Below are 26,664 nucleotides of genomic sequence, written 5' to 3' on the forward strand. Positions count from 1 at the left end.
GCCGATCCCCATGGGCGCCTTTTTCCTGCTTTCCGGCTACTGGCGTACCAGTGGGCGCAGCGCATCATCGCGGATACGCCATTCGATCAGGCCAGACAGAACACCGCGCGCCGCCTGGGCGCGCCACTCCGGGTCCTTCAGATTCTTCAGATCGCGGGCGCTGGACAGGAAGCCTATTTCGATCAGGACCGACGGGATATCCGCCGATTTCAGTACCGAAAATCCGGCCGAGCGCATGGGCCGCCGGTTGAGCGGCCCGCCCTGCTCCGCCAGCCCTTCGACGATGGCGCGCGCCAGCGCCTCGCTGCGTGGCTGGGTTTCCTGCCGGGCAAGATCCAGCAGCACATCCGTCACCAGATCATCCGCCGCGCTGAGGTCTGTCCCAGACAATAGATCCGATCGGTCGTGCCGCTCGGCCAGGGTGGCCGATGCCTTGTCCGAAGCCTCTTTCGACAGGGTATAGATGGTCGATCCCCGCGCGCCGCCTTCGGAGAGGGAATCCGCGTGCAGTGAGATGAACAGATCCGCCCCGGCCTGATGCGCCAGCGCAATCCGGCGCTCCAGCGATACGAAGTAATCCCCATCACGGGTCAGCTGCACCGAAAACTGGCCCGAGCGCACCAGCATTTCACCGAGTTCAAAGGCAAATTGCAGCATCAAGGTCTTTTCATCGAGGCCGCCCTCGACCTGCGCACCGGGATCGATGCCGCCATGCCCCGGGTCCAGCACCACCAGCAGCGGCGCATTGTCGTCACGCGGGGCAGCTGGTGTCAGCGGCTCGGGCGCGGGCAGGTCCCAGCGCCGGTCCTGCGGAGCGCCAGCACTGGCGGCAAACTGTTCGGCATCTGTTTTGTCCAGCCTGACCGACAGGATCGCGCCCGCTGTCACCGGATCAACCTCCATCCCAGCAGCACTAACCTGCATCGGTCCGGCCAGCGCCAGAACCATGCGCGACCAGCCCGGCACATAGGTTCCGAACTGCACATCGCGCAGGTTTTCGCCTTGGATCAGGTTCTCCCGGCGCAGCCCCGTCCAGTCCACCTCCTGAAAGTCGAGCACCAGACGCGGAGGGTTGTCGAGCGTGAACAGGCGATAGGGCACCCCCTGACTAAGGTGCAGATCAATCTCTGCCCCCTGCCCCGCATCCCTGATGCGGCTCTGCTCGGCATCAATGCGCGCGAGCCCGGAAAACCCCTGCGCCATAGCCGCGCCGCCCAGAAACAGCGCCGCGATGATCGCCAATATCCTGCCTGTCATCCTGTTCCTGCCCATTCTGTTTTGCTTCTGACCAGCGGGTGTTTGCACCCACCGCCCCCATCGCCTTTGACGGGGACCTTAACGGTTTTCCATGAAACTGCGCAGACGCGACAGCCCTTCTTCGATATCGGCGGTGGAGCGCGCATAAGAGAACCGCAGCGTTGTGGCGCCCCGGACCGGATCGAAATCCAGCCCCGGCGTCACCGCAACCCCGGCCTTTTCCAGAATTTCGGCGGCAAATGCACGGCTGTCCTGCGTCAGCTCCGACACATCCGCGTAGACGTAGAATGCCCCGTCCGGCGGTGCGATCTTGCTGAAACCCGCCTTGGGCAGCCCCTCCAGCATTAGTTGCCGGTTGCGGGCATAGACCGCCAGGTTTGCCTGCAGTTCCTCCTCGCAATCCATCGCTGCCAGCGCCGCCACCTGGCTTGCGTGCGGCGCGCAGATGAACATGTTCTGAGCCAGACGTTCCACCACCCGCACATGATCCTCAGGCACCACCATCCAGCCAACGCGCCAGCCAGTCATCGAGAAATACTTGGAGAAGGAGTTGATCACATAGGCATCATTGGTCAGCTCCAGAGCGGTGACCGCTTTGGCCTCATATTCGATCCCGTGATAAATCTCATCCGAGATGAAGGCTGCGCCAACCTCTTGCGTCGCGCCGATCAGCGCCGCCATGGCATCGCGGTTCAGCATCGTGCCGGTCGGGTTCGCCGGAGAGGCCACCATCAGCCCGGCGAGATCAAGCCCGGAAAGATCGCTTGGCACTGGCTGAAGGCGGTTTTCCGCTGCCGTTTCAATATCCACCGGCGTCAGCCCCAGCGCATGCAGGATCTGCCGGTAGGACGGATAGCCCGGCGCGCCGATGCCGACCCTGTCACCGCTGTCAAAGAGCGCCGTGAAGGCCAGCAGGAACGCCCCTGACGAGCCGGAGGTCACCACCACGCGCCCGGGATCCAGATCCACATTATACCATTCGCCATACATGCGTGCGATACGTTCGCGCAACGCCGGAATCCCCAGCGCCACGGTATACCCCAGCGCGTCATTCTCCAGCGCCCTGACCAGCGCCTGCTGCGCCGCCACCGGCGCCCCGGTCGAAGGCTGGCCGACCTCCATGTGAATGATCCGGCGCCCGGCCTCTTCGGCCTTGCGGGCGGCCTCCATGACATCCATCACAATAAACGGATCGACCTCTGAGCGGGTTGAGTTTCGCATGATGTTCTCCCATGGTGCGCGCATGACTTTTGACCGTTTCTCTCGTCTGGCGTCAATCCCGGCTCTGGTGTTTTGCCTGCTAGCCTATGCGGCGACGGCTGTGCAGGCGGCATCGATCACCCTGTTGCGGGACGCAGATGTGGAACAGGCGCTGAACCGGCTTGCGGCGCCGGTTCTGCAGGCGGCGGGGCTCAATGCGCGGCGCACCAAAATCCTTGTGGTCAACGAGTCGAGCTACAACGCCTTTGTTTTGGATAGCCGAACGATTTTCGTGCATTACGGCCTGATCCTCAAGTCCGACAGCCCCGAGATGCTGCAGGCGGTTCTGGCCCATGAAGCAGCTCATATCGCAAACGGTCATCTGGCCCGGCGAATGCAGAACATGCGTTCGGCCGGAAGTGCCGCTGGGCTGGGCATGGCGCTGGCGGTTCTGGCCGCCGCTGCGGGCGCTGGCAGTGAGGCTTCGACCGGGATCGCGATCGGCACGCAAAGCTCTGCCCTGCGCGGCTTCCTGTCACACACCCGCGCCGAAGAGGCTTCGGCCGACCGCTCGGCGGCGGGGTATCTGAGCCGCGCCGGCGTCAATCCGCAGGGGCTGGTTGATCTGCACCAGACCTTTGCCGGACAAGAAGTGCTGAGCGCCCAGCATCAGGACCCCTACATGCGCTCGCATCCACTCAGCCGCGACCGCATCCGCGCGGCGCAGGCCTATGTCGCCAGCCACGGCACCGACATCGCGACCGATCCAGAGGCCGAGTATTGGTTCGCCCGGCTGCGCGGCAAGCTGTCTGCCTTCGTCCGCTCTCCGAAGTGGACGCTGCGGCGCGCAGGCAGCGAGAGCCACAAGGATGTCCGGCTCATGCGGGAGGCGATCGCCTATCACCGGCTCAACAATCGCAAGAAGGCGCTGACCGCCATAAACGGCGCCATCGCGCTGCGCCCCAAGGATCCGTTTTATCACGATCTCAAAGGTCAGATCCTGATGGAAAACCGCGACTGGAATGCCGCGCTTTCCAGTTACGGGCAGGCGGTCGCGCTGGCCCCCTCGGACCCGCTTGTGCTGGCCAGTTATGGCCGGGCGCAGCTTGCTGCCGGGCAGCCCCGGGCCGCGCTCAAATCGCTGGAAAAATCCCGCGGCATCGATTTTCGCAACACGGTGCTGCTGCGGGACATGGCGCAGGCCTATGCCAAAACCAAACAGACCGGGCTTGCCGCGCTGGTGACAGCGGAACGCTATGCCCTGCAGGGGCGTCTGGACGACGCCGGTCTGCATGCCAAACGCGCCACCGCGCTTTTGCCCACCGGATCGCCAGCCTGGCGCCGGGCGCAGGACGTGCTGGTGGCCTATGAGAAAACACAGAAAAGGAAACGAAAATGATCCGTGTTACACGTGCAGCAACAGGTGCTGCCACTGCTCTTGCGCTGCTTGGCGCCCCCGCGCAGGCGCTGGACCTTTCGAACATGAGCGCCGCCGAACGCGAAGCCTTTGGCGTCCAGGTGCGGGAATACCTGATGGAAAACCCCGAGGTGATCCTTGAGGCCGTGAACCTGCTGGAGCAACGTCAGGCCGCCGCCGAAGCCACCCGCGATCAGGCGCTGGTTGCCGACAACCTGCAGGAGTTGGAGAACGATGGCTATTCCTGGGTCGGCGGCAACCCCGAGGGCGACATCACCCTGGTCGAGTTCATGGACTATCGCTGTGGTTATTGCCGCCGCGCCGCGCCCGAGGTGGCAGAGCTGCTTGCCAAGGATGGTAACATCCGCTGGGTGGTGAAGGAATTCCCGATCCTGGGCGAAGCCTCGGTGCTGTCGTCGCGCTTTGCTGTTGCAACCAAACAGCTGGCTGGCGGCGATGCGTACAAATCCGTGCACGAAGCCCTGATGGAGATGACCGGCGAGCCGGGGGAAGTCGCCCTGCGCCGTCTGGCGGATGGTCTGGATCTGGATGCCGACGCCATCCTCGCCCATATGGATTCCGAGGACGTCACCCGCGAATTGCGCCAGACCCGCGATCTGGCCCAACGTCTGTCGATCTCCGGCACGCCCACATTTGTTCTGGGCGGTGAACTGCTGCGCGGCTACCTGCCTGCTGATCAGATGGAAGTCCTGGTGGCAGAGAACCGCAAGAACCGCGGCTGACCCGCGCTGCGACCGCAGCCCGAGAAACGCACTGAAACGCAAAACGGGGCGCCCTTGGCGCCCCGTTTTTGTTGGACCTGCATGTAGCACCGGTATGGGGCCGTCTGCTTATTCTGCGGCGGCTGCCTCAGCCGCGTTGATTTCTGCAGCCTTTTGTTCGACCTGTTCGACGATATGGTCGACCATCTCTTCGTTGCTCATCTTGTGGCTGGCTTTGCCCGCGAGATAGACCATCCCGGCCCCAGCCCCGCCGCCGGTAAAACCGACATCCGTCATCAGCGCCTCACCCGGCCCGTTCACAACGCAGCCGATGATAGACAGGCTCATCGGTGTATGGATATGGGCCAGTCGCTCTTCGAGCGCTTCCACCGTCTTGATCACGTCGAACCCCTGCCGCGCGCAGGAGGGGCAGGAGATGATATTGACGCCCCGGTGGCGCAAGCCCAGAGATTTCAGGATCTCAAAGCCGACCTTCACCTCTTCGACCGGATCGGCAGAGAGGCTGACGCGCAGCGTATCGCCAATGCCCATCCACAAAAGCTGCCCCAGACCGATGGCCGATTTGATGGTCCCGGAGACAAAGCCCCCTGCCTCGGTAATCCCAAGGTGGATCGGCGCATCCGTCGCCTCGGCCAGTTGCTGATAAGCGGCTGCCGACATGAAGACATCAGAGGCCTTCACCGAAATTTTGAACTCGTGGAAATCGTGATCCTGCAGGATGCGGATATGATCGAGACCGCTTTCGACCATCGCTTCGGGGCAAGGCTCACCGTATTTGTCGAGCAGGTGCTTTTCCAGCGAACCGGCGTTGACGCCAATCCGGATCGAACAATTGTGGTCGCGGGCGGCCTTGATCACTTCGGCGACGCGTTTTTCATCGCCGATATTGCCGGGATTGATGCGCAGACAGGCGGCGCCTGCCTCGGCTGCCTCAATCCCGCGTTTGTAGTGGAAATGGATATCCGCAACGATGGGCACCGGGCTTTCGCGCACGATTTCCTTCAGCGCCTTGGACGAAGCCTCATCCGGGACCGAGACACGCACCAGATCCGCGCCCGCCTCCGCGGCGGCCTGCACCTGGGCGATGGTCGCAGCGACATCGGTGGTCAGCGTGTTGGTCATGGTCTGCACCGCGATGGGCGCATCCCCGCCAATCGGCACGTTCCCTACATGGATCTGGCGGCTCTTGCGGCGCTCGATATGGCGCCAGGGTCGAATGTGATTCAGCGACATGCGGTCCGTCCCCTATGGTCCTGCTGCTCAGCCGGTAGATACGTGCTGCGGGCCGCGTCTGCAATGGCAGGCGCGGTCAGACACAGTAAAAGCGGAAAAAGGATCAGTCCTGCGCGCTGTCGACCTGCAGCTGCGCCACCAGGGTCGCAAGGGCGCGGTTGCGGTCATCCTCAAGATCGGCAACCTCGAACCGGCCCGAAATCGCATCCGGGGACAGATCGACATTCTTGGTCACCCGTCCACGCTGGCCCACGGGACCAAAATGCTGTCCATTGACGGCAAAATAGATGCCGCTGCTTTCCCCGGTCTTCAGGGTCGGTGCAACTTCGGTCAGGGGAATCTCGAACCGATCGCCCGGTTCCATGATCCCTTCGAAGATGACGCTGCCATCCGCGGCGGTCACCTCGACCCATGCCGGACGTACGGCAAGCATTTCCGCGCTTGGCGCCACCTCTTCGACAACCTGCGGTACCGTCAGCTGCTGCCCGGCGATGTCCGCAGGCAGGCTGGCCTCCGCCAGTTGGATGGAGGGCAGATCGGGTTCGGCAAAGTTGCCAAAGGTGCGCGGATCAAGCGTTGCAATCGGCGCGTCCCGGGCTTCGAGAACCGGAACATCCAGCGCCTGAGGGCGATAGAGCCGGTCCAGAGCCGCTGCCGCAGGATCCGTATCCGCATTCGCCAGGTTCAGCTGCGCGCCTTCCAGCGGGTCCACATCCGCCAGCACAAGCGGCGTTTGATCGACCGGTGCGAACTGCACCTGCTGCACTTCTTTCAGGATGCTCCAGCCGCCGTAGCCGATGCCAGTGATCAGCGCCGCCAGCACCATCAGCGATCCGATGGCGCGTGGCTCCACATGACTGAACAGACCACCCGCAGAGGGGGCAAAGGGCGTGTTGGGCGAGGTGAACGGATCGCTGCCCAGCCCACTCGCATTTGCCGCTTGTGCACCGGGTGCAGCCTTTGCCTTACGCACCGAAGCCTCGGCCGACATGCCGTGGGCAACCGTAAAGCCGCTTTCACGGCAGAAGGTTTCAAACGCCTCTTCGGGATCCATGTTCAGATAGCGCGCGTAAGAGCGCACATACCCGGCGATGAAGCCGGGCGTGTCAAAAACTGAAGGATCGGAATTTTCAATCGCAGCGATGTAAGACGCCTTGATGCGCAACTCTCGTTGCACATCAAGCAGGGATTTCCCCATGGTTGCGCGCTCGCCGCGCATCATGTCGCCAAGCCGCAGCTCAAAGTCGTCAAAACTTTTGGGCGCGGATGGCTCACCCTGCTCTTTTGATTTGCGCTGAGTAAGGCGCCCGATCATGCCTGATGTCCCATCTTTACCTGCCGCAACCGGATTTTGATGTCTGCAGAATCACCCTAACGACTCAAGCTGACCAATCCGTTGATGAAACGATAACACACTCAACAGTTTTGAACACAGAACTGTGCACTACCCGGCCAATTCGGCGCGATTCAGCGCACAATGCGACCAAAGACCGTCCATTGCCTTGACCAAAGCGTCGATTTCCAGCGGTCCATGCACCGGCGACGGGGTAAACCGCAGCCGTTCGGTGCCGCGCGGGACTGTGGGGAAGTTGATCGGCTGAACGTAAATGCCGAAATCCGACAGCAGCATATCGCTCAACTTCTTGGTGTGAACCGGGTCGCCGACGATAACCGGCACGATGTGGCTGCCGTGATCGATAATCGGCAGGCCCAGCCCCTTAAGGCGCATTTTCAGGATCTTTGCCTGTTCCTGATGCTTCTCGCGCAGCTCGGGCGCGGTCTTGAGGAAAGCCACCGAGGCCGCCGCCCCGGCTGCAACCGTCGGGGCCAGCGAGGTGGTGAAGATAAAGCCGGGTGCATAAGAGCGGATGGCGTCGCACATCTTGGCCGAAGCCGCGATATAACCACCCATCACGCCAAATGCCTTGGCCAGGGTTCCATTGATGATGTCGATACGGTCTGCCAGACCGTCACGCTCAGCCACACCGCCGCCGCGCGAGCCGTACATCCCCACCGCATGCACTTCGTCGAGATAGGTCAACGCGCCAAATTCATCGGCCAGATCACAGATCTCTTCGATGGGACCGAAATCGCCATCCATGGAGTAAATCGATTCGAAGGCAATCAGCTTGGGCGCCTCCGGATCGTCTGCTTCCAGCAGTTCGCGCAGATGAGCCACGTCATTGTGGCGGAAGATGCGTTTTGCACCGCCGTTGCGGCGCACGCCTTCGATCATCGAAGCATGGTTCAGCGCATCGGAATAGATGATCAGACCAGGGAACAGCTTGGGCAGGGTCGAAAGCGTTGCGTCATTGGCCACATAGGCCGAGGTGAACAGCAAGGATGCCTCCTTACCGTGCAGATCCGCCAGTTCGGCTTCAAGGCGTTTGTGATAGACGGTGGTGCCTGAGATGTTGCGGGTTCCGCCGGAGCCTGCGCCGGTTGCGTCGATCGCCTCGTGCATCGCGGCCAGAACCACCGGGTGCTGCCCCATGCCAAGGTAATCGTTACCGCACCAGACGGTGATATCGCTTTCGCTGCCATCGGGACGGGTCCAGACCGCATGCGGGAACTGTCCGTTCTTCCGTTCAATATCGATGAAGGTCCGGTAGCGGCCTTCTTCGTGAAGGCTTTCAATCGCTGCGTCGAGTTTCGCGGTATAGTCCACCGGCATCTCCATAGCTGTAAGTCTGGCACCCAGGGCGCTGGCGCGAAGGCAGTCCCATTCACATTTATGAATAACTACCCTAGACGCCGATTTTGATCAACTGCTTACGCAAAAGGCATGTTGCGCAACATTGATGCAGGTCAAATAGACCTAAGCAACTGAGCCCACAACCCGGCGCGGGCGGCTATTTCCTGACAATTGCGTGGCCCGCGGCGCTGAAAGGCGCCGGTCATAGAGGATCGGAAACTTTGGAAAATACCTGCATGGACAGCCGGCTATGGCGGTTCATCCCCTCGTCCAGCTTCCCCACTGGCGCCTCTTTGACGGCGCTGCTACGGTCCGCGACAAATCATCACAAACCATAATCAGAACGCAGGAGTGAGACATGTCATTGAATGAAGTGCTGGACCGGATCGACGCCGATGTGAACGCAGCAACGGACCGGCTGCTGGATCTGCTGCGGATCCAGTCCGTCTCGACCGACCCGGCCTACAAGGCAGAATGCGAAAAGGCGGCTGACTGGCTGGTGGCAGATCTCAAATCCATCGGCATCGACGCCGAAAAGCGCGTAACCCCCGGCCACCCTATGGTGGTGGGCCACGTGGGGCAGGAAAACAAGGACGCGCCGCATGTCCTGTTCTACGGCCACTATGACGTGCAGCCGGTCGATCCGCTGAACCTGTGGAAGACACCGCCGTTCGAACCGCAACTGGAAGAGACCGAAAACGGCACCGTCATCCGGGGCCGCGGCGCCTCGGACGACAAGGGGCAGTTGATGACCTTTGTCGAGGCCTGCCGCGCCTGGCAGGCGATCCACGGCTCCCTGCCCTGCCGCATCACCTTCTTCTTCGAAGGCGAAGAGGAATCGGGGTCGCCCTCGCTGGTGCCCTTCATGAAAGAGCACGCCGAAGAACTGAAAGCCGATATTGCGCTGATCTGTGACACCTCCATGGTGTCGCGGGGCGTACCCTCCATCGCCTCGCAGCTGCGCGGCATGCTGAAGGATGAATTCACCCTGGTCGGCCCGCGCATCGACCTGCATTCCGGCCACTATGGCGGCCCGGGCCTCAACCCGCTGCGCGAAATCAGCCGCATCGTCGCCTCCTTCTATGATGAGGAAACCGGCAAGATCGCCGTCGAAGGCTTCTATGAGGGTGTGAAAGAGGTGCCCGAGGACCAGATGCGCCAGTGGGAAGGCTGCGGCTTTGATGCAGACGACTACCTTGGCAACGCCGGTTACACCCAGGCCCATGGCGAAAAAGACCGCAGCATTCTGGAGCAGCAATGGGCGCGCCCGACGCTGGAAGTCAACGGCCTGTGGGGCGGCTACAACGGCGCCGGATCGAAAACCGTGATCCCGTCCGAGGCGCACTGCAAGATCACCTGCCGTCTGGTGGGGGATATGGACCCCGACGCGCTGCGCCTGAAAATCCGCAAGCATATCGAAGACCGCCTGAAGCCCGACTGCAAGGTGGTCTGGGACAACGATCTGGAAGGATCGCGTGCTTCGGTGATGGATATCACCCGCCCCGAATTCACCGCCGCCCGCGGCGCGCTGAGCGACGAATGGGAGCGCGAAGCGGTTTTCTGCGGCATGGGCGGATCGATCCCGATCGCGGGCTTTTTCAAATCCATCCTCGGCATGGAATCGATGCTGATCGGGTTTGCCAATGAAGATGACGCGATCCATTCCCCGAACGAGAAATACGACCTCAAGAGCTTTCACAAGGGTATCCGCTCCTGGGCGCGGGTTCTGGAGGCACTGACCCAGTCGTAAGCGGACAAGATAGGGGAGCGGCGGCTCCCCGCCATGCCCGGCCCTGTGGGCCGGGTATCTCTCATTCAGGGAAGTCACGCCACTCAGGGAGGTCAGGTTGATGGCCACAGAAATCGAAACAGGTCGCGCCGAGGTGAACGGCCAGGCGATTGCCTACACCCACCAAGGCAGCGGACCTGCCGTTCTGCTGCTGCATGGGTTCCCGCAAACCCGCGCCATGTGGGATACCGTGGCACCACGCCTTGCCGAACAGTTTACCGTGGTGACCGCCGATCTGCGCGGATATGGCGACAGCAGCAAGCCAGACGACATGACCGCGATGAGCTTTCGCGAGATGGGCTCCGATCAGGTGGCGCTGATGCGTTCATTGGGCCATGAGAGCTTTCACCTCGTCGGCCATGACCGTGGCGCACGCACGGCGCATCGCATGGCGCTTGATAGCCCAAACGCCATCGCTAGCCTAACGGTGATGGACATCGTCCCCACCCATCTACTGCTCGAAGACCTGCACCAAGAAGTCGCCCGCGCTTATTACCACTGGTTCTTTCTGGCGCAGCCCGCGCCCTTTCCCGAGCGGATGATCGGGGCGGACCCGGACTACTATTTTGAAAGCTGCCTGTTGGGCTGGGGCGGCGCGAGGCTGGAGGATTTCCCGGCCGAGGCGCTGGCGGCCTACCGCAAGAGCTGGCGTGATCCGGCCTGCATCCATGCGATGTGCAACGATTACCGCGCCGCAATCGATGTGGATTTCGCGCTAGATGCCGCTGATCTGAACTGTCAGGTCTCCTGCCCCGCGCTGGTCCTTTATGGCGCCACCGGCGCTATGGCGAAACAATACGATGTGGAGGCGACCTGGGCGCCCCGCCTAGCCAAAATGCGCGCTGCGGCCATTCCGGGCGGGCATTTCTTCGTGGACCAGCACCCATCGGAAACCGCGGAAGCGCTCCTGGACTTCTTAGTGAACAGCCAGCGTTCTGACATCCGGTGATCTTGGCACCGATGGTGTCGGCTACATGGGCACTGAGCCTCTGCAGGCTCTCCCAACCTTGGCCGATGATAGAAGGAAAATCGCGTCAGCCTACCCCTTGCGTGCGCGAAGGTCTCTTGCGGCCTTGAGCACCAACAGCACCAAGGGGGCGCCGTGCATCAGCAGATCGAACCAGTCGAGGGCGCGCTGCAATTCGCCTGCAAACAGCATCCTGAGCTTTTCCCACAGGTGCGGTTCGGGGAAGAAAGGCGCCAGCCCCAGAAGCAGTGCGACAATGATCGCAGTCGTCCAGTCGATGGAATCCAGCAGTTTCATGACGCTCGCATCTGATCCTGATTTTTCTAGGAAAAAGGAAGTGGCGCGGTTGACGGGGCTCGAACCCGCGACCCCCGGCGTGACAGGCCGGTACTCTAACCAGCTGAGCTACAACCGCGCATGGCCTATATAAGGCGTCCCGACCGGTCCCATTTCGGGAATTCCCATTGTCACATGGGACCAGACTTATGAGTGGCGCGGTTGACGGGGCTCGAACCCGCGACCCCCGGCGTGACAGGCCGGTACTCTAACCAGCTGAGCTACAACCGCGCATGGATCTCATATCATCTGCCTTTCGGCATCCCCCATCCGGAGCGGACCCTGGTATTGCCCAAGGCGGGCAGGCAGCAGTGGCGCGGTTGACGGGGCTCGAACCCGCGACCCCCGGCGTGACAGGCCGGTACTCTAACCAACTGAGCTACAACCGCTCGCTGCCCGTTCAGCATCTCTGCCGAACGTTGGGGTGTAATATTCCTAGGCCTCGGGTATCGTCAAGCGGTGTTTTGTCATTTTATCCGCTTTCGGCCAAAAAAATTCATCCCCAGATGTAAAGCATTGAAACCAAGAGGAAAGCTCCCTATCCCTCCCCGCACTCGCGAACCAAAGACCCGTATTCGCCCCTTCGCCGTGAACCAGAGCAACTGTCGGATCAGCAATAGCGCTCAGGGCCGATCCACTGCTCATCCGAATAGCGGTCGCCATGCGCCCATCCCACGGGCAACACAGTCTCGATCCGTTCCAAGTCCTCAGGCGTCAGCGTCAGATCCGCGCCCGCGACGCATTCCCCAAGGTGTTTGACGCTGCGGGTCCCGGGGATCGGGATCACGTGGTCGCCGCGGGTCAGCAGCCAAGCGTTGGCCAAAGCTGCCGCCGAGGTTCCCATCTGCGCCGCAAGTGCACGGAACTTATCGGTGATCCGCAGGTTCTCACTCAGATTCGGCTCCATGAACCGCGGGTTGCCAGCAAGGAACGGCAGTTGCGGGATCCGCGCCTTCGGAATCGGGTTGTCTGTCAGCAAGGAGCGCCCCACCGGCGAGAAAGCCACAAAAGCCACCCCGAGTTCGGCGCAGGCCTGTACCAGGCCAAGATCGGGGAACCGGGTCGACAAGGAATATTCCGATTGCACAGCCGCAACAGGAAAGGCCGTCATCGCCCGCCGCAGGGTTGAGGGCGCCACCTCCGAAAGACCGATCGCGCGTGTCTTGCCCTTTTCCACAAGGCGACCAAGGTTCGCCGCCGTTTCCTCGGGCGTGAAACGCGGATCGCGGCGGTGCGCATAGAACAGATCGACACACTCGACGCCCAGCCGCTGCAAGGATTTGTCCAGCTCTGCCTCAAGATGCTCTGCCGAGTTATCAAAGCACCGGTTGCCATCGGCATCGCGCGTGATCGTGGCCTTTGTCGAGATCACAAATTCATCACGCGCCCCGGGATTGGCGCGCAGATAAGATCCGATGGCGTTTTCGGATTTTCCCATGCCATAGATATTGGCGCTGTCCAGCAGCGTCACCCCCAGATCCCGGCAGCTGTCGAGAATGGCGTGGCTTTCGGCCTCATTGGTGGGGCCGTACATGTCTGAAAAGGACATCGCGCCATAGCCGATACATCCGACCTCTGGCCCCTGGGTTCCAAGTTTGCGCTGCTTCATGAGCTCTCTTTCCGGCTTCGATTATGTGTTCGTCCGGCGCATGGTGCCGAAAAGAAGCCCGTTTGTCGAACGCTCTTCCCCGTCGTTCTTGCCTGCCCTTTGACGCTCAGGCAGGATCAGGCCCATCGCCATTTCCCGCTCTGCGTGAGGACACCCATGTTCGACATCCTGTCAGACCGCACCTATCGCCATCTGTTCTTGGCCCAGGTCGTGGCGCTGATCGGGACCGGGCTTGCCACCGTTGCGCTGGGTCTGCTGGCCTATGATCTGGCAGGCGGCGGCGCGGGGCTGGTGCTCGGCAGCATCTTCACGATCAAGATGATCGCCTATGTGGGGATTGCACCCATCGCCGGGGCCTTTGCCGACCGTGTGAACCGCCGCGCCCTGCTGGTCACGCTGGACCTCGTGCGGGCGGCAGCGGCCCTGTTTCTCCCCTTCGTCACCGAGGTCTGGCAGGTCTATGTGCTGATCTTCCTGCTGCAATCCGCATCAGCTGCCTTTACTCCCACATTCCAGGCCACGATTCCGGACATCCTGCCAGAAGAGGACCGATATACCCGGGCGCTGTCGCTGTCGCGGCTGACCTATGACTTGGAAAACATTGTCAGCCCAACGCTGGCGGCGCTGCTGCTGACCGTCATGGTCTATGATACGCTATTCCTTGGTACGGTCGCTGGCTTTGTCGGCTCCGCCCTGCTTGTCGTCTCAGTGCTGCTTCCCAGCCCCAAATCCACCCAGCGGCGCGGTATCTACGACCGCACCACCCGAGGGATCCGAATCTATCTGGCCACGCCGCGGCTGCGCGGTCTTCTGGCGCTCAATCTTGCGGTCTCGGCGGCCGGAGCCATGGTGCTGGTGAACTCGGTGGTTCTGGTGCGCGGAGAGTTGGGCCTGAGCGAAAGCAATGTGGCCTGGGCGATGTTCGCCTTTGGCTTCGGCTCGATGCTGGCGGCGCTGCTGCTGCCCCCTGTGCTGGACCGGGTGCCGGACCGGCCAGTCATGCTGTCCGGCGCCGGGCTGCTGGTTGCGGCATTGCTGGGGCTGGCGGCCCTGGTGGCGATTACGGGCCTCAGCTGGGGCGCGCTGCTGATCAGCTGGTGTCTGGTCGGCGTCGGCTACTCGTCGGTAATGACCCCCTCCGGACGGCTGTTGCGCCGCTCTGCCCATGCCGAGGACCGCCCGGCCATCTTTGCCGCGCAGTTTGCCCTCTCCCATGCTTGTTGGCTTCTGACCTATCCGCTGTCTGGCTGGCTGATGACCGCCTTTGGCACGCTCACGGCGCTGATCCTGCTGGCGGCGCTTTCTCTTGTCGGGCTGCTGCTGTGCCGTTTCCTCTGGCCTGCCCATGCCCCCTCGGAGATACCCCATAGCCACGCGGATCTGCCGCCGGATCATCCACACCTGCTTGAGCACGGGGATGAGGCACACAAGCACGCTATCATCATCGACGATCTGCACCGCGACTGGCCGATGCGCGGCTGACAATCAGGCGCTCCCCACCCTGCTCCCAGCCGACGCACTCACCTCCCCCACGCCAACGTGATCCGCCCGACCTTGCGCAAGCCATGCCGGTATTCGAAACCCGCCGCGAATAGAAAGGATCCCCCTATGCCCAAAGCCGTCATATATCGCATGGATTTGCCCAATTACACCTGTGGCTTCGGCACGGCAGCCCTTGACCTGCTGCGTCGCGAAAAATTCGATATCGAAGAACATGTGCTCCGCACCCGCCGGGAAACAGATGTCTTCAAGGATAAGCACCACGTCACCACAACGCCGCTTGTGTTTATCGACGGGGAGAAAATTGGTGGCTTTACCGAGCTGAAGAAACACCTCAAGGCCCAGAAGCCGAAACCAAAACGGTTCTGGAAACGCTGATCCACAAGCCCCCCCGTCATGCCCGCGGAGCAAAGACGCGCATAAAGCGGGGGGGACATGACCACGTTGCCTGCCCTCTGTGCGCCCAAGGAAAGGCTTTCTGATCTCTTCATCAGCCCACTTCATCGCCGCCTTTAGGTCCTCGGAAAGAGTGTGCCAGTAGCCCTTTGTGACCCCAGCAGACCAAAGCTGGCATTTTCCGTCGTTGCATCCAGGCGTAAAGCAGGCGTTTCAAGGAGATGGGGTAGAGCATCTGATCTGCGAACAGCCGAACCGCACAGGGGTTGCCGAAGGATTCAACTCCTGAGTAGGACGAAGTCACAATGAACAAGACAATAAACAAATTCTCTCCCAAGGGCCGCGAGCGTGCAAAGCAACTGGTAACCGAATCGAGATCATGTTCGGCAGGATCAAGGACTGGCGGCGTGTGGCAACAAAGTATGACAGATGCCCCACGGCCTTCTTCTCTATTGTCGCTCTCGCAGCGGCTGTCATCTACTGGCTGTGAATTCAAAGGGGCCAGAGTCTAGGCCACGAGCTCAGCGACCATCTTTTCGCGCATCACGTACTTCTGTGGCTTCCCCGTGATCGTCATGGGAAGTTCATCAACGATCCGGACGTGCCGAGGGATCTTGAAATGCGCGATCTGACCCTTCAGTGACTCGCGAAGCTCCTCCTCCCCCAACTCCACACCGGGCTTTGCAATCGCCCATGCACAGACTTCCTCGCCCAAGGTGTCATGCGGAATGCCGAAGACTTGCACATCGCTCACCTTCGGATGCCGCATCAGGTATTCCTCGATTTCGCGTGGGTAGATGTTTTCTCCGCCCCGGATGATCATGTCTTTCACGCGGCCAACGATGGAACAGAAGCCTTCCTCGTCGAACACGGCAAGATCGCCGGTGTGCATCCAGCCATCCACGATGCTTTCGGCGGTCTTCTCCGGATCCTCCCAATACCCCTTCATGACCGAGTAGCCGCGGGTGCAAAGCTCTCCCCGGGTGCCAACCGGGACAATCCGCCCATCCGGATCGACGATCTTGATCTCCAGATGCGGATGAACCCGACCGACTGTCTCGCAGCGCTTCTCGGTGGGGTCGTCCACGAAACTCTGAAAGGAGACGGGCGAGGTTTCCGTCATCCCATAGCAGATCGTGACCTCTTTCATGTTCATTTCACAGTTCACACGTTGCATGACTTCAACCGGGCACGGAGCGCCAGCCATGATGCCGGTACGCAAACTGGAGAGATCACGGGGCGTATCGCCGAGGTCTTCGAGCATCGCAACGAACATGGTCGGCACCCCGTAGACCGCCGTGCAACGTTCCTTGGCCAGCGCGTCAAGGGTCTGCGCCGCATCAAAACCCTCGCCGGGGAAGACCATGGTCGCCCCTTTGCCGATGGCCCCGAGGACGCCCATCACCATACCAAAACAATGATAAAGTGGCACCGGGATAGCCAGCCGGTCCGTCTCGGACAGGCGAATGCGATCAGTCACGAAGCGGGCATTGTTGACGATATTGTAGTGCGAGAGAGTTGCGCCCTTCGGCATACCAGTCGTGCCAGAGGTGAATTGAATGTTGATCGCGTCATCCGGGCTAAGCGTCCTGTCGATCTCGGGGATGCGGAGCTGCTGAGCCGGGCCGCCGAGCTTCCTGAGCTCCTCGAAGGAGTAGGCCCCTGGACCCGGCTGGTCATCCATGATGATGACGTTTCGCAGATGCGGCAGAGTTGCCGAGCGAAGGCGGCCCGGTTCGCAATTTTCCAGCTCCGGAGCGAGATTGCGGAGCATGCCTGCATAATCGGAGGTCTTAAAGGATTTGGCCGCGATGATGGTCTTGCAGGCGACCTTGTTCAAAGCGTATTCCAACTCACCCAGGCGGTAGGCCGGGTTGATGTTCACCAGCACAAGCCCGACGCGGGCGGTTGCAAACTGCGTCAGAACCCATTCGAAGCGGTTGGGAGACCAGACCCCGACCCGGTCACCCTTTTCGAGACCAAGCGCCAGGAGACCGGAGGCAAGCTCGTCCACCGCGCGGTCGAGATCGTAGTAGCTCAACCGGATATTCTGTTCGCTGAACACGACCGCATCGCGGGGGCCGAACCTTGATACCGCGTCCCGCAACAGCTGGGGAATGGTGATGTAGGCAAGTGGCGGGGTCGATGGCCCACGGACATAGGATTGACCATCCTGCGGAGCGATGGTGTCCGTGGTTTTCTCGGTCTGGGGCGCCCAATCAGATATCCGTGTTGCCAGACTTTCGTTCAGGATTGACATGTAGATCCTCCCTTACATGTTGCGCCAATCGCCAGATTTCTCAAAGGCATCAGCCGCCTGATAGATCTTCATCTCTCCATAGTGTGGCCCCACCAGCATCATACCGATGGGCAGGCCCTCGCTCAGGCCGCAGGGGATACTCATCGCCGGCAGGCCGCCGTTGAAGGGCGCTGTGTTGGCGACCATTTCGAAGGCGCGCTGCACATAGAGGCTAAGCGAGCAATCGGCAGGCGGATGCGGTTGCGGCTTGATCGGCAGCGTCGGCATCAACAGCAGATCGTATTGCTTGAGCGCCGCCATGTAGCGTTCATTGCAGAGCCGCATGATGTTCTGCGCCTTGCCATAGAAGCGGCCCCGATACTGGCGCTGGAAATGCTCACCTACGAACATGCAGGCCTTTAGCGAATGGCTCAGCTCATCTGCGCGGCCATGCCATTGCGACATGTGGTCGGTCATGGAAGGCAGGAAAAGCCCCTTATAGTTGGTGCCCGTCGAATTGCCCCACATCATGCCATCCTGAAGGCCCTCAAGCGTGATCGCTGTCCAGGCATCCATGGCGGTATAATGTTCCGGAATCGACACCTCCTCAACCCGCGCACCGAGTTCCCGAAAACGCTCGGCGGCTTGCATGACCTTGGTATCCACATCGTATTCCGAATTCTCGTGGGCGAACCCTTCCATAAGGACTCCGATGCGCATCCCATGCGCGCCGCGCCCCAGAGCCTCGGTATAGCTATAGACTGTGGGCTTGTACTGGCGTGGATCGAGCCCGTCTTCGCCTGCCAGCACCTCCAGCAAAAGTGCATTGTCTGCGACCGTATTCGTCACCGGGCCGAGATGGTCGATGGTTTGCTCGATCGGCATTGCCCCGGTGTAGGGCACAAGCCCATGCGTAGGCTTCATCCCATAAACGCCGCAATTGGAGGCCGGGATGCGGATGGATCCACCCTGGTCTCCTGCGATGGCCATGTCGACCTCGCCCGAGGCGACAAGCGCCGCCGACCCGCCAGAGGAACCTCCGGCCATATATCCGCGTTTCCAGGGGTTGTGGATCGGCCCCTTGGCGTTGGTGTGCGAGCCGCCCGAGAGGCAGAAATTTTCACAATGTGCCTTACCCGCGATGACGGCGCCTGCATCCAGCATCCGGGTGACGATTGTGGCGTCGATCTCGGGTGTGTACCCCTCCATGATGGACGAGCCATTCATCATCGGCACGCCAGCCAGGCAAACCGTGTCTTTCAGCGCGATGCGCTTGCCCCGCAACTTGCCATCCGGTGCGCCGCGCACTTCGGTCTTCACATACCAGGCATTCAGCGGATTCTCGGTCGGGTTCGGGAACCGGCCGGGGCTGCGCGGATAACGGACCTCTGGCAGGTAGTCAGGCATCGCGTCGAGACGATCATAGGCCTGCATGTAGGGCTCGATGATCTCACGGTATTCCTCAAGATCCGCATCCGGCAGGTTCATCCCAAACCGGTTCGCCATTTCACGCATTTGCGAAAGTGTCGGTCGTCTTATGGTCATGTTGGTCCCCACACTTGCGGCAGCTGGTTCAATCGCCCGTGCCACCTGATACTGTGTCTGTTTTGCCTGATACTGAGCCTGTCCCGTCGCGGTCGGTCGTGCGGGCGACTGCCCCCCAGTTTGTCCTCGGGTAGATCTCGCCGCTCCGAACCCCAAGAACTGATCCACCTTTCCCTGATCCGAAAGATCTGCCTTGCTCAACTCTCCGGTGATCCGACCGCGTTCGAGCACGAGTACCCGGTCAGACAGATCGGAAATGAAGTCGAAGTTCTGTTCCACAAGCAGAATGGACAGCCCCCGGCTTTTTCGCAGATCAAGGAGTGTTTCGCCCATTTCCTCGATTATCGAAGGTTGGATGCCTTCGGTGGGCTCATCCAACAGCAGGAAATCCGGATCCCCCATCAGACAGCGGGCCAGGGCAAGAAGTTGCTGTTCGCCGCCAGAAAGGGCGCCTCCCTCGCGGTCCAGCAAAGGCCGCAGGCGCGGGAAATCCGAGAGCACGGCCTCCATCACGTCGTGCTCGGAGGCCCCTGCATATTCATGCCAGGCGAACCGCAGGTTGTCGCGCACGGAAAGCTGGGGGAAGATGCCTCTGCCCTGTGGCACGTAACCCATGCCAAGCCCTGCCCGTTCGAAAGGTGCCATCCCGGTGATATCCGTCGAGTGAAACCGGATTGCCCCGGACCCGGTTGGCAGGAAGCCCATCAACGTCTTCAGGAGGGTGGTCTTGCCCATACCATTGTGGCCGAGAATGCCCACGACCTCGTTTTCGACGACGGCAAAGTCGATCCCATGCAGGATTGGCACTTTTCCATAGCCGCCCGAGACGCTTTTGACCTTCAGGATTTCTGTCACATCCACTGTCATCTCAGTTCTTCTTTCCAAGATAGACGTTGCGAACCGTGGGATCAGACATGACGCGATCTACGTGATCTTCCATCAACACTTCTCCCTGGTGGAAAACCGTCACCATGTCGGCAATCGAGCGAATGAATTGCATGTCGTGCTCGACGATGATGATCGCCGCGGTCTTGTTCAGCTCATGGATGATGCCGGTCATGCGTTCCACGTCCTCGGCACTCATCCCGGCAGCAGGTTCATCAAGCAGCACCAACCAGGGGTCGCCGACCGCCACGAGGCCAAGCTCAACGCGCTGCCGTTCGCCGTGCGCCAACCGCCCCAGATCGTCGCGCGCAATCGATCCCAAGGCGAGGCGCTCGATGATCTCCTGCGTCTTCAGGTTGGCTTCCTGGACGTCATGAAACCGCCGGGCGGCAAGCCAGATGTTCTCGAACACGCTCAGGCTGTCCATGACATTCGGCGTCTGTGTCTTGATGCCGACACCGAGCGAGGCAATCTGATGCGGTATCCAATGGGTGGTCTCTATACCGCGCATGTAGACCTCGCCCTCAGTCGGGGTTTGGAGACCGGTGACGCATTTGAAGAAGGTGGACTTCCCGGCCCCATTCGGACCGATCAAGCAGCGGAGCTCTCTTGCACGGAGTTTGAAATCGACGTTGTTGGACGCCACTACGCCGCCAAAGCGCATGGTCAGCCCGTGGGTTTCAAGAACAACTTCAGCCATTCTGACGCTCCCTGTTTCTCATACGCCGTTGCTGGTGAATGCGTCCCAAGGGGCGGCGACCAAAGCTCACTTTCCATAGCCCCGCCAGCGCCGGGACGACGCCTTTGGGCAGGAAAAGAACGAAAAGAACCAGGATCAGGCCGGTGATCAACGTGTTGTCGATGACGCTCTGCTGTCCCAGAAGAAATTTCAGATAAGCCAGCCCGGCCGCGCCAAGAACCGGACCGAACCGGGTACCCAGTCCACCAACGATGCACCAGATGATGATCTCGGCAGATTGGCCAAGAGAAAACAGGCTCGGCGTGACAATCTCAGCCCAGTTCGCAAAAAGCGCCCCGGCCAGCCCGGCAATCGCTGCACCCGCAGCGAAGAGGACGGTTTTCCTGATCCGCACGTCATATCCCATCAAAGACATGCGGGTTTCGTTTTCACGGATACCGACGGCGACACGGCCGAAGCTTGACCTCAGCAAGGCAGAGACGAGGAAGTAGACCGCGCCCAGAAGGACGGCGCAGACATAGAAGTAACTGTCGCCCCAGATGTAGTCATCCGGGCGTCCGGGGATGTTCAGCGTCTGGAACCCCGGGATTCCGTTGAAACCACCCAGACGCGCGGTCCCGATCACGTATTGCGGCCCGGCGGTCGAGTTGATGAACTTGAACAGGATCAGCGTCACGACCAGAGTGATGACGCCGAGATAGACGTCATTCAGGCGCCCATAAAACATCATCGCCCCAAGCAGAGCCGCAAACACCGCCGGAACCATCACTGCGAGGATCATCGGAAGCGTGCTTTCACCGACATTGATGGCGGCAATGGCGTAGGTATAGGCGCCCAGCCCGAAAAAAGCGGCCTGGCCAAAGCAGAGGATGCCGCCGAAGCCCCAGATCAGGCCAAGACTTAACCCAAGCATCCCGTAGACGATCAGAACCGTCAGCGTGTAGGTGCCAATCATCAGGGGCATGACCCAGATCAGAACTGCGGTAACAAGGATGGTCGTGATGGCGTCTTTTGAAAGGCTCCCTTGCATCACAGCTTCCCCTTGAAGAATTTGCCGGTAATGCCCTGTGGCAAAAGGCGCAGCAGGATGACTGCGGCCACGAGGAGTGCAACTTCGCCGATGACCGGAGAGACGGCGAAGGTGAAGACTTGGTTGACGACGCCAAAGAGACCCGCGCTGGAGAACAGGCCCGCGATAAGCGACGGCCCGCCCGCGATCACCGTGATGAACGCCTTGGCGATATAGGCGCCGCCCGATGTCGGGACGAGCCCGACTAGCGGCGCGAGGACCGCGCCAGCCAAGCCGGACAGGGCAGAGCCGCAGAAGAAGGTTGCCATGTAGATGCGGTCCGGGCTGTAGCCCAGTGCCGCCGCCATGTCAGAGCGTTGCATCGTACCGCGCGCGATCAAACCTGCGCGTGTCGCCTTCAGGATCGTGAGCGTCCCGATAAGCAGCAGGATCGCGACCACGATGATGAAGAAGTTATAGCCGTTAACCTGATAATTTCCGATGGCAAAGCCGGGGATCGGTGTTGAGATCCCTGTCGTCGTATTGCCAAAGATCATTGTCGCCAGACCGATGAAGAACAGGCTCAACCCCCAGGTTGCGAGCATCGTGTCGACAAGCCGCCCATAGAGATGACGGATCACCAGCCGTTCGACCACGAGCCCGATAAGCCCGACGACAATCGGCGCGATCACCAGCATGGCGATGAAGATGTTCACGCCGAGGTTCACGGCTGTGATGGTGGCGTACCCGCCCATCATCATGAACTCGCCATGGGCAAGGTTGATCACTTTCATCATTCCGAAGACGACCGCGAGGCCGGCACTGATGAGGATCAGCGAGGCAACCGCGTAAAGCATCTCGACAAGTATGACGACGGTTAAATCCATGAGAAAGAAATTCCGTTGGAAGAGGAGTACAGTCCGAGTGTGCGGGGCGACCCTGCCGCCCCGCTAAAATCTGTGAGCGGTCAGATTTGGATTTCGTACTGGGTATTGTCGTTCGGATTGGCCTCCAGATCGCAGACGGCCTGAGTGTCGACCGGCTGTCGCTGTGGCAGTGTTTCAATCACTTTCATGCCCTGGTTTTCGAATTCCATGAGATGCACATCGAGAACGGCATGGTGTGTCTTCGGATCGACCGTAATTTTCCCAGCAGGACCATCGATCGACAGACCTGTCTCAAGGGCTGCAATCACGGCGTCGCGTTCGTGCGACCCTGCCTGGCGGACGGCTTCGGCCCAGGTCAGAATGCCCTGATAATGCGATACGGCGATCTCGTGGATCAGGTTGCTGTCACCATAGGCGGCTGCCCATTTCTCCTTGAAGGCGGCGTTCGCGGGAGTGTCGAGCTCCTGGCTGTAGTTGTAGGCCACCATGATCCCATTGCCCTCTTCCGGGGTCAGAACCTTATGCTCGTTGCCGACGCCAAGCGTGGTCGATGCCAGAGGGATGCGGTCTTTCATGCCGGCGGCAGCCCACTGACGGAAGAACGACAGGTGCGCACCCCCGACGAGCGGTGCAATGACGAGATCGGGACCAACCGATTGAATCTTGGCGATGGTTGAGCCGAAATCGCTCACATCCAGCGGGAAGAAATCGACACCGACAGTCTCACCACCGTTGTCAGCCACGAATTTCTGGATCCAGCGCGCGGTGATCTGACCGTAGTTGTAGTCAGCAGCGAGGATGTAGACCTTCTTGCCAGATTTGCTCATCGCGTAGGGAACGAGGGCCTCGACCTGCTGCGCAGGTGTCACTCCATTGATGAAGATGTTGCGGTCACAGACACCGCCCTCGTAGAGCACGTTGTAGAAATAGAGCGTCTTCGTCTTGCGCATTGTCTGGCGGATCGCCTCGCGCGAGGCGGACAGGATGCCGCCATGCACAACATCGACCTTGTCCTGGCGGGTCAGTTGCTGACCGTATTGAGAATAGAGCGCCATGTCAGATTGCGTATCATAGGCCGCAACCTCGACCTGCTTACCCAGAAGGCCGCCAGACGCGTTGATTTCGTCAACGGCCAGGCGCATCGCCATATCCATTGGCTTGCCGTAGGCATCGAATATGCCCGAGGTGTCGAGGATCGACCCCAATTTGATCGTGTCGGCGGCAAGGGCCACGCGAGGCAGCATCGAGGTGCCTGCGATGGCGGCTGTGCTGGCCAAGAAGTTTCGGCGGTTCAGGGACATATCAGTTTCCTTCCTGTTGTCGTTCCGGTTGGGGATCTGGACGGTTTGCCCGTCACTTCTCGGTCTTGGGTTTGTCTTTGATGCGGTTTGCATAGTCGGCAGTGCGACCGGCGAGGTTGGCATCGAAATCCAGTCCGATTTCCTCGCCCATCTGCTTCATCGCAGGCAGGCGCACGGCCATTCCGAGGATCTGATCCATGGCGGCACCGAATGCGCCATCGACCCCTTCTCCGGCGCCATTGCTTCCACCCGCGCCGGAAATCTGGTTGATCCGGATAGAGTCGATTTTTTCGACCGGCTTCATCATCTGCGTCATGATTTCCGGCAGGCGGTCCAGCTTGCGCTCTTCCAGGCGCATCCGGATCACCGCATCGCCAAGCGTATTCTCGGCCTGGTTCAGTGCGATGCGACCGGCGGCTTCCGCTTCCATCCGGACGCGCTCTGCCTCGCTCGCCTTGGTCTTAGCGGCGGCATCAGCCTTGGCCTTCTCCAGAAGCGTCTCCACATCCCGCTTGACCTTGGCCCCTTCGAGCGAAAGCTCTTTCTCCTGTTTCAGGTGGGCGATCTCGCGCTCGCGTTCGGCGATGGCACGTTCCTTCTGGGCCTGCACGCTTTCGGCCGCGAGGATGACCTTTGCTCTGGCCTCTTCCTCTTCGGCACGGGCTTCGGCCTCCTCCGCGCGCTTCTTGGCAATTTGAATGTCGTTGTTGATCTTCTCTTCTTCGAGCGTCCGGATGGCTGCCATCTCGGCCTTGCGCAGCGCCTCGTCACTTTCCACCTGCGTCGCTTTCACCCGTTTCTCGTTTTCGATCCGAGTGGTCTCGCTTGCGAGTTTTGCTTCATCGCGGGCGCGGTCTTCGCGGGACTTGGCGTCCGCCTCAAGCTTTGCCAGATGCTCTTGCAGGGCGATCTCTGCTTCACGTTCTGCACGCTGCAGTTCGAGTTGCCGCTGATGTTGCGCCAGGTGGCTTTCACGCACGGCGACCTCGGCCTCGGTTTCAATGCGGATGCGCGCCTTGCGTTGATCCGCGACAAGTTCGGCCAGTTGACGCATGCCTTGCGCGTTGAAGGCATTATTTTCGTTCCATTGGCTCAGATCGCTTTGATCGACAGCCAGCAAGGAGGCCGACACCAGGGTCAGCCCGAACTTGGAAGCCTGGGTATCAATTGCCCTAGCCACATCGTCGGAAAAACCGGAACGATCGAGGTGAATTTCTTCTAAGGTCCGAACCGCCGCCGCGCGCTGGATCGCATCCACGAGCGAGCCAGCGAAGACGTCCTTGACCGTGTCACCTCCACGGGCGATCCGAGAACCCAGCGCCTGAGCCGCCGTCGAGATCCCTTCTTTGGTCGGTGCGACGCGAAGCTCGAACTCGAACTGAACATCGGCCCGCATCTTGTCGCGCGTCAGGACGGCGTCGCGCCCCTCGCGGTTGATGCCAAAGGTCAGCGCCCCCATTGAGACTTTCTGAACCTGGTGCAGGATCGGCAGGGACAGGCACCCGCCGTCCGTTACGACACGCGATCCGCCGAAGCCGGTTCTGACCAGCGCCGTATCCAGAGTAGCTTTCGCGTAGTAGCGTTGAAGAAACCAGATCGCGACCAGAGCGACGATTACCAGCAGAACCAGCAGGACAACCCAGAGCAAAGCAAATCTCCCCATGTGACCGATCGTCGGAGGTGTCCGTCCGCGATCCATTCGTTCACAAAAGCGTGGGAGAATTTGATTTCCACTTCAAGTAAATAATTTGAAATGGAAATCATTTCACTTCAAGATGCTGTTTTATAACTCTTTAATGACTTCAAATTTCAGATTATCAGCCCGCGCAAGGTAGATCGGCGCCCGTTCACTCGTGTTCAAAGAGGAGAGCTTCCGACCGCTTCGGTGAATCACCGGCAACGCGGGAGAAACACTGTGCTCCCGCCAGACTGTTGCATGCCCCTGCATCAGCCCTGCCAGGAAATGGACCCCCTCGTAGGTCGACTGCCCGAGCGCGTTCAAAACCGGCGCCTGATCCCCGTGTACGTTGAAATATTTTTCCTTAAACGCCAGGTTCGCATCTGTCGGCAAACTTCCGAAATAGGAGGACGCGGCGAACAATCTTTTGCTGTTTTGCGCGCCGCAGCCCAGCAGGCCGTTCTCCTCGATTGCACAAGACAATCGCACCATCCGGTCATGAAGGTTTGCCTTGCCGAAAGCCCTGTTGAACGCGACGGCATCCTGCCCGACAAGCGAGATCAGCACGGCTTCCGCACCCGAGCGGGAGATCTCTTCGACGAACATGCTCATGCTCTTCAGGCCAAACGGCAGGTATTTCTCATAAGCCAACCCGACCGACATTTCCTGAAGCTTGCCCTTCGCGTAGCTATGCGAGGTTCTTGGCCAGACATAGTCGTTGCCGATCAGGGCCCAGCTTCGGGGCCGATACTCATTCTGGATGTGCTGCATCGATGGGCCGAGCTGTTCTTGCGGGGTTTCGCCAATGGCGAACAAACCGTCCGTGCGTTCACCGCCTTCGTATAAAGGCGTATAGATGTAAGGGATGCGTTGACGGACAATCTTGCTCAGACGCTGCCGGATCGCACTGATATGCATCCCGACGATGGCATCGATAGAGTTTGTTTCGATCAGATCGTTGACGGTTTCCTCGATCGAGATGCTCGCCTCCATGGCCGCATCGATCATGATGAGTTGCACCTTGCGGCCATCAATACCATTTGCCCGGTTCAGTTCCTCGACCGCGACCTGTGCGCTCGAGATGCAAGAAGGGGCCCAAAGACCCGCCGCACCACACAGTGGAATAAGGAGGGCGATCCGATAGGTACCGTTGCCGCGCAACACCGGATTATCCCGCAGCTCCTCAAGTTCAGTTGGAACAACTGGTAACACATTCAAATTGGCTCACCCCTTCCCTAGAGGATCAGGAACCGCTACATACCAATTGATCTTACTTTC

The 26,664-nt window shown here is 60.4% G+C and carries 21 protein-coding genes, 3 tRNA genes and 1 pseudogene; 7 read left to right on the top strand and 18 right to left on the bottom strand.

Annotated elements, in window-relative coordinates; translation table 11 throughout:
• Positions 1-36: 36 nt before the first annotated feature.
• Complete coding sequence (locus JL2886_RS02690; protein WP_065270611.1) at positions 37-1,257, bottom strand: N-acetylmuramoyl-L-alanine amidase; 1,221 nt, start codon at positions 1,255-1,257, stop codon at positions 37-39.
• Between the two features lie 78 nt (positions 1,258-1,335).
• Positions 1,336-2,478, bottom strand: coding sequence for a pyridoxal phosphate-dependent aminotransferase (locus JL2886_RS02695; RefSeq protein WP_065270612.1), 1,143 nt, complete (start codon positions 2,476-2,478; stop codon positions 1,336-1,338).
• Between JL2886_RS02695 and JL2886_RS02700 the strand changes: the two genes are divergently transcribed.
• Complete coding sequence (locus JL2886_RS02700) at positions 2,477-3,856, top strand: M48 family metalloprotease (protein WP_065270613.1); 1,380 nt, start codon at positions 2,477-2,479, stop codon at positions 3,854-3,856. The genes JL2886_RS02695 and JL2886_RS02700 overlap by 2 nt on opposite strands.
• Positions 3,853-4,617 (top strand): DsbA family protein, encoded by a 765-nt coding sequence (locus tag JL2886_RS02705; protein ID WP_065270614.1) that lies wholly within the window; start codon positions 3,853-3,855, stop codon positions 4,615-4,617. The genes JL2886_RS02700 and JL2886_RS02705 overlap by 4 nt, the downstream gene beginning before the upstream one ends.
• Before the next feature lie 108 nt (positions 4,618-4,725).
• Here the strand turns inward: JL2886_RS02705 and ispG are convergent, their stop codons facing one another.
• The 3 genes from ispG to hemA form a co-directional block, all read right to left on the bottom strand.
• Positions 4,726-5,850, bottom strand: a complete 1,125-nt coding sequence (gene ispG, locus JL2886_RS02710) for a flavodoxin-dependent (E)-4-hydroxy-3-methylbut-2-enyl-diphosphate synthase (RefSeq protein ID WP_065270615.1) — start codon at positions 5,848-5,850, stop codon at positions 4,726-4,728.
• 103 nt (positions 5,851-5,953) lie between these two features.
• On the bottom strand, positions 5,954-7,165 hold the full coding sequence (locus JL2886_RS02715; RefSeq protein WP_065270616.1) for a helix-turn-helix domain-containing protein: 1,212 nt from the start codon (positions 7,163-7,165) through the stop codon (positions 5,954-5,956).
• A 129-nt stretch (positions 7,166-7,294) separates the two neighbouring features.
• Complete coding sequence (gene hemA / locus JL2886_RS02720; RefSeq protein ID WP_065273496.1) at positions 7,295-8,518, bottom strand: 5-aminolevulinate synthase; 1,224 nt, start codon at positions 8,516-8,518, stop codon at positions 7,295-7,297.
• Positions 8,519-8,903: 385 nt separating this feature from the next.
• Here hemA and JL2886_RS02725 point away from each other — a divergent pair, with 385 nt between their 5' ends.
• The gene (locus tag JL2886_RS02725) at positions 8,904-10,295 is read left to right on the top strand and encodes a M20/M25/M40 family metallo-hydrolase (protein ID WP_065270617.1); all 1,392 of its coding nucleotides are present in this window, start codon (positions 8,904-8,906) and stop codon (positions 10,293-10,295) included.
• A 100-nt stretch (positions 10,296-10,395) separates the two neighbouring features.
• Complete coding sequence (locus JL2886_RS02730; RefSeq protein WP_065270618.1) at positions 10,396-11,283, top strand: alpha/beta fold hydrolase; 888 nt, start codon at positions 10,396-10,398, stop codon at positions 11,281-11,283.
• A gap of 90 nt (positions 11,284-11,373) precedes the next feature.
• Here JL2886_RS02730 and JL2886_RS02735 read toward each other — a convergent pair whose 3' ends face one another.
• From JL2886_RS02735 to JL2886_RS02755, 5 genes are all read right to left on the bottom strand, one after another.
• The gene (locus JL2886_RS02735; protein WP_065270619.1) at positions 11,374-11,598 is read right to left on the bottom strand and encodes an RND transporter; all 225 of its coding nucleotides are present in this window, start codon (positions 11,596-11,598) and stop codon (positions 11,374-11,376) included.
• Positions 11,599-11,639: 41 nt separating this feature from the next.
• A tRNA-Asp gene (locus JL2886_RS02740) sits at positions 11,640-11,716 on the bottom strand.
• Between the two features lie 75 nt (positions 11,717-11,791).
• Positions 11,792-11,868 (bottom strand) — tRNA-Asp (locus tag JL2886_RS02745).
• An 81-nt stretch (positions 11,869-11,949) separates the two neighbouring features.
• A tRNA-Asp gene (locus tag JL2886_RS02750) sits at positions 11,950-12,026 on the bottom strand.
• A gap of 221 nt (positions 12,027-12,247) precedes the next feature.
• Positions 12,248-13,246, bottom strand: coding sequence for an aldo/keto reductase (locus tag JL2886_RS02755; protein ID WP_065270620.1), 999 nt, complete (start codon positions 13,244-13,246; stop codon positions 12,248-12,250).
• Positions 13,247-13,402: 156 nt separating this feature from the next.
• On the opposite strand from JL2886_RS02755, the gene JL2886_RS02760 reads away from it, so the two are divergent.
• The 3 genes and pseudogenes from JL2886_RS02760 to JL2886_RS19310 all read left to right on the top strand — a co-directional run.
• Positions 13,403-14,728, top strand: a complete 1,326-nt coding sequence (locus JL2886_RS02760; RefSeq protein ID WP_065270621.1) for an MFS transporter — start codon at positions 13,403-13,405, stop codon at positions 14,726-14,728.
• Positions 14,729-14,854: 126 nt separating this feature from the next.
• Positions 14,855-15,124: a glutaredoxin family protein gene (locus JL2886_RS02765; RefSeq protein ID WP_116560280.1), complete on the top strand. Its 270-nt coding sequence runs from the start codon at positions 14,855-14,857 to the stop codon at positions 15,122-15,124.
• A gap of 382 nt (positions 15,125-15,506) precedes the next feature.
• Positions 15,507-15,632 (top strand): annotated as a pseudogene (locus tag JL2886_RS19310) (IS5/IS1182 family transposase); the annotation flags it as partial.
• A gap of 18 nt (positions 15,633-15,650) precedes the next feature.
• Here the strand turns inward: JL2886_RS19310 and JL2886_RS02770 are convergent.
• The 8 genes from JL2886_RS02770 to JL2886_RS02805 form a co-directional block, all read right to left on the bottom strand.
• Positions 15,651-17,402 carry an AMP-binding protein gene (locus tag JL2886_RS02770; RefSeq protein ID WP_065270623.1) on the bottom strand — a complete coding sequence of 584 codons (1,752 nt, stop codon included), beginning with the start codon at positions 17,400-17,402 and terminating at the stop codon, positions 15,651-15,653.
• Positions 17,403-17,414: 12 nt separating this feature from the next.
• Positions 17,415-19,793 (bottom strand): amidase, encoded by a 2,379-nt coding sequence (locus JL2886_RS19115; protein WP_082995976.1) that lies wholly within the window; start codon positions 19,791-19,793, stop codon positions 17,415-17,417.
• A 1-nt stretch (position 19,794) separates the two neighbouring features.
• Positions 19,795-20,511, bottom strand: a complete 717-nt coding sequence (locus JL2886_RS02780; RefSeq protein ID WP_065270624.1) for an ABC transporter ATP-binding protein — start codon at positions 20,509-20,511, stop codon at positions 19,795-19,797.
• A complete protein-coding gene (locus JL2886_RS02785) occupies positions 20,504-21,541 on the bottom strand; it encodes a branched-chain amino acid ABC transporter permease (RefSeq protein ID WP_065270625.1) in 1,038 nt (345 codons plus the stop codon). Before JL2886_RS02785 ends, JL2886_RS02780 begins: the two co-directional genes overlap by 8 nt.
• The gene (locus JL2886_RS02790; protein WP_065270626.1) at positions 21,541-22,407 is read right to left on the bottom strand and encodes an ABC transporter permease subunit; all 867 of its coding nucleotides are present in this window, start codon (positions 22,405-22,407) and stop codon (positions 21,541-21,543) included. Before JL2886_RS02790 ends, JL2886_RS02785 begins: the two co-directional genes overlap by 1 nt.
• Before the next feature lie 80 nt (positions 22,408-22,487).
• A complete protein-coding gene (locus tag JL2886_RS02795; RefSeq protein ID WP_065270627.1) occupies positions 22,488-23,708 on the bottom strand; it encodes an ABC transporter substrate-binding protein in 1,221 nt (406 codons plus the stop codon).
• 52 nt (positions 23,709-23,760) lie between these two features.
• Positions 23,761-25,356 carry a flotillin family protein gene (locus JL2886_RS02800; RefSeq protein ID WP_065270628.1) on the bottom strand — a complete coding sequence of 532 codons (1,596 nt, stop codon included), beginning with the start codon at positions 25,354-25,356 and terminating at the stop codon, positions 23,761-23,763.
• 135 nt (positions 25,357-25,491) lie between these two features.
• The gene (locus JL2886_RS02805; RefSeq protein WP_237028477.1) at positions 25,492-26,598 is read right to left on the bottom strand and encodes a substrate-binding domain-containing protein; all 1,107 of its coding nucleotides are present in this window, start codon (positions 26,596-26,598) and stop codon (positions 25,492-25,494) included.
• Between the last annotated feature and the right edge of the window lie 66 nt (positions 26,599-26,664).

This window comes from Phaeobacter gallaeciensis, assembly GCF_001678945.1.
Lineage (GTDB): Bacteria > Pseudomonadota > Alphaproteobacteria > Rhodobacterales > Rhodobacteraceae > Phycobacter > Phycobacter gallaeciensis_A.

Bases quoted from the DNA above. Each gene is read 5' to 3' on its own strand.
- JL2886_RS02690 (WP_065270611.1), bottom strand. From the start codon at position 1,257: ATGACAGGCAGGATATTGGCGATCATCGCGGCGCTGTTTCTGGGCGGC.
- JL2886_RS02700 (WP_065270613.1), top strand. From the start codon at position 2,477: ATGATGTTCTCCCATGGTGCGCGCATGACTTTTGACCGTTTCTCTCGT.
- JL2886_RS02695 (WP_065270612.1), bottom strand. From the start codon at position 2,478: ATGCGAAACTCAACCCGCTCAGAGGTCGATCCGTTTATTGTGATGGAT.
- JL2886_RS02705 (WP_065270614.1), top strand. From the start codon at position 3,853: ATGATCCGTGTTACACGTGCAGCAACAGGTGCTGCCACTGCTCTTGCG.
- ispG (WP_065270615.1), bottom strand. From the start codon at position 5,850: ATGTCGCTGAATCACATTCGACCCTGGCGCCATATCGAGCGCCGCAAG.
- JL2886_RS02715 (WP_065270616.1), bottom strand. From the start codon at position 7,165: ATGATCGGGCGCCTTACTCAGCGCAAATCAAAAGAGCAGGGTGAGCCA.
- JL2886_RS02725 (WP_065270617.1), top strand. From the start codon at position 8,904: ATGTCATTGAATGAAGTGCTGGACCGGATCGACGCCGATGTGAACGCA.
- JL2886_RS02730 (WP_065270618.1), top strand. From the start codon at position 10,396: ATGGCCACAGAAATCGAAACAGGTCGCGCCGAGGTGAACGGCCAGGCG.
- JL2886_RS02735 (WP_065270619.1), bottom strand. From the start codon at position 11,598: ATGAAACTGCTGGATTCCATCGACTGGACGACTGCGATCATTGTCGCA.
- JL2886_RS02755 (WP_065270620.1), bottom strand. From the start codon at position 13,246: ATGAAGCAGCGCAAACTTGGAACCCAGGGGCCAGAGGTCGGATGTATC.
- JL2886_RS02760 (WP_065270621.1), top strand. From the start codon at position 13,403: ATGTTCGACATCCTGTCAGACCGCACCTATCGCCATCTGTTCTTGGCC.
- JL2886_RS02765 (WP_116560280.1), top strand. From the start codon at position 14,855: ATGCCCAAAGCCGTCATATATCGCATGGATTTGCCCAATTACACCTGT.
- JL2886_RS02770 (WP_065270623.1), bottom strand. From the start codon at position 17,402: ATGTCAATCCTGAACGAAAGTCTGGCAACACGGATATCTGATTGGGCG.
- JL2886_RS19115 (WP_082995976.1), bottom strand. From the start codon at position 19,793: ATGACAGTGGATGTGACAGAAATCCTGAAGGTCAAAAGCGTCTCGGGC.
- JL2886_RS02780 (WP_065270624.1), bottom strand. From the start codon at position 20,511: ATGGCTGAAGTTGTTCTTGAAACCCACGGGCTGACCATGCGCTTTGGC.
- JL2886_RS02785 (WP_065270625.1), bottom strand. From the start codon at position 21,541: ATGCAAGGGAGCCTTTCAAAAGACGCCATCACGACCATCCTTGTTACC.
- JL2886_RS02790 (WP_065270626.1), bottom strand. From the start codon at position 22,407: ATGGATTTAACCGTCGTCATACTTGTCGAGATGCTTTACGCGGTTGCC.
- JL2886_RS02795 (WP_065270627.1), bottom strand. From the start codon at position 23,708: ATGTCCCTGAACCGCCGAAACTTCTTGGCCAGCACAGCCGCCATCGCA.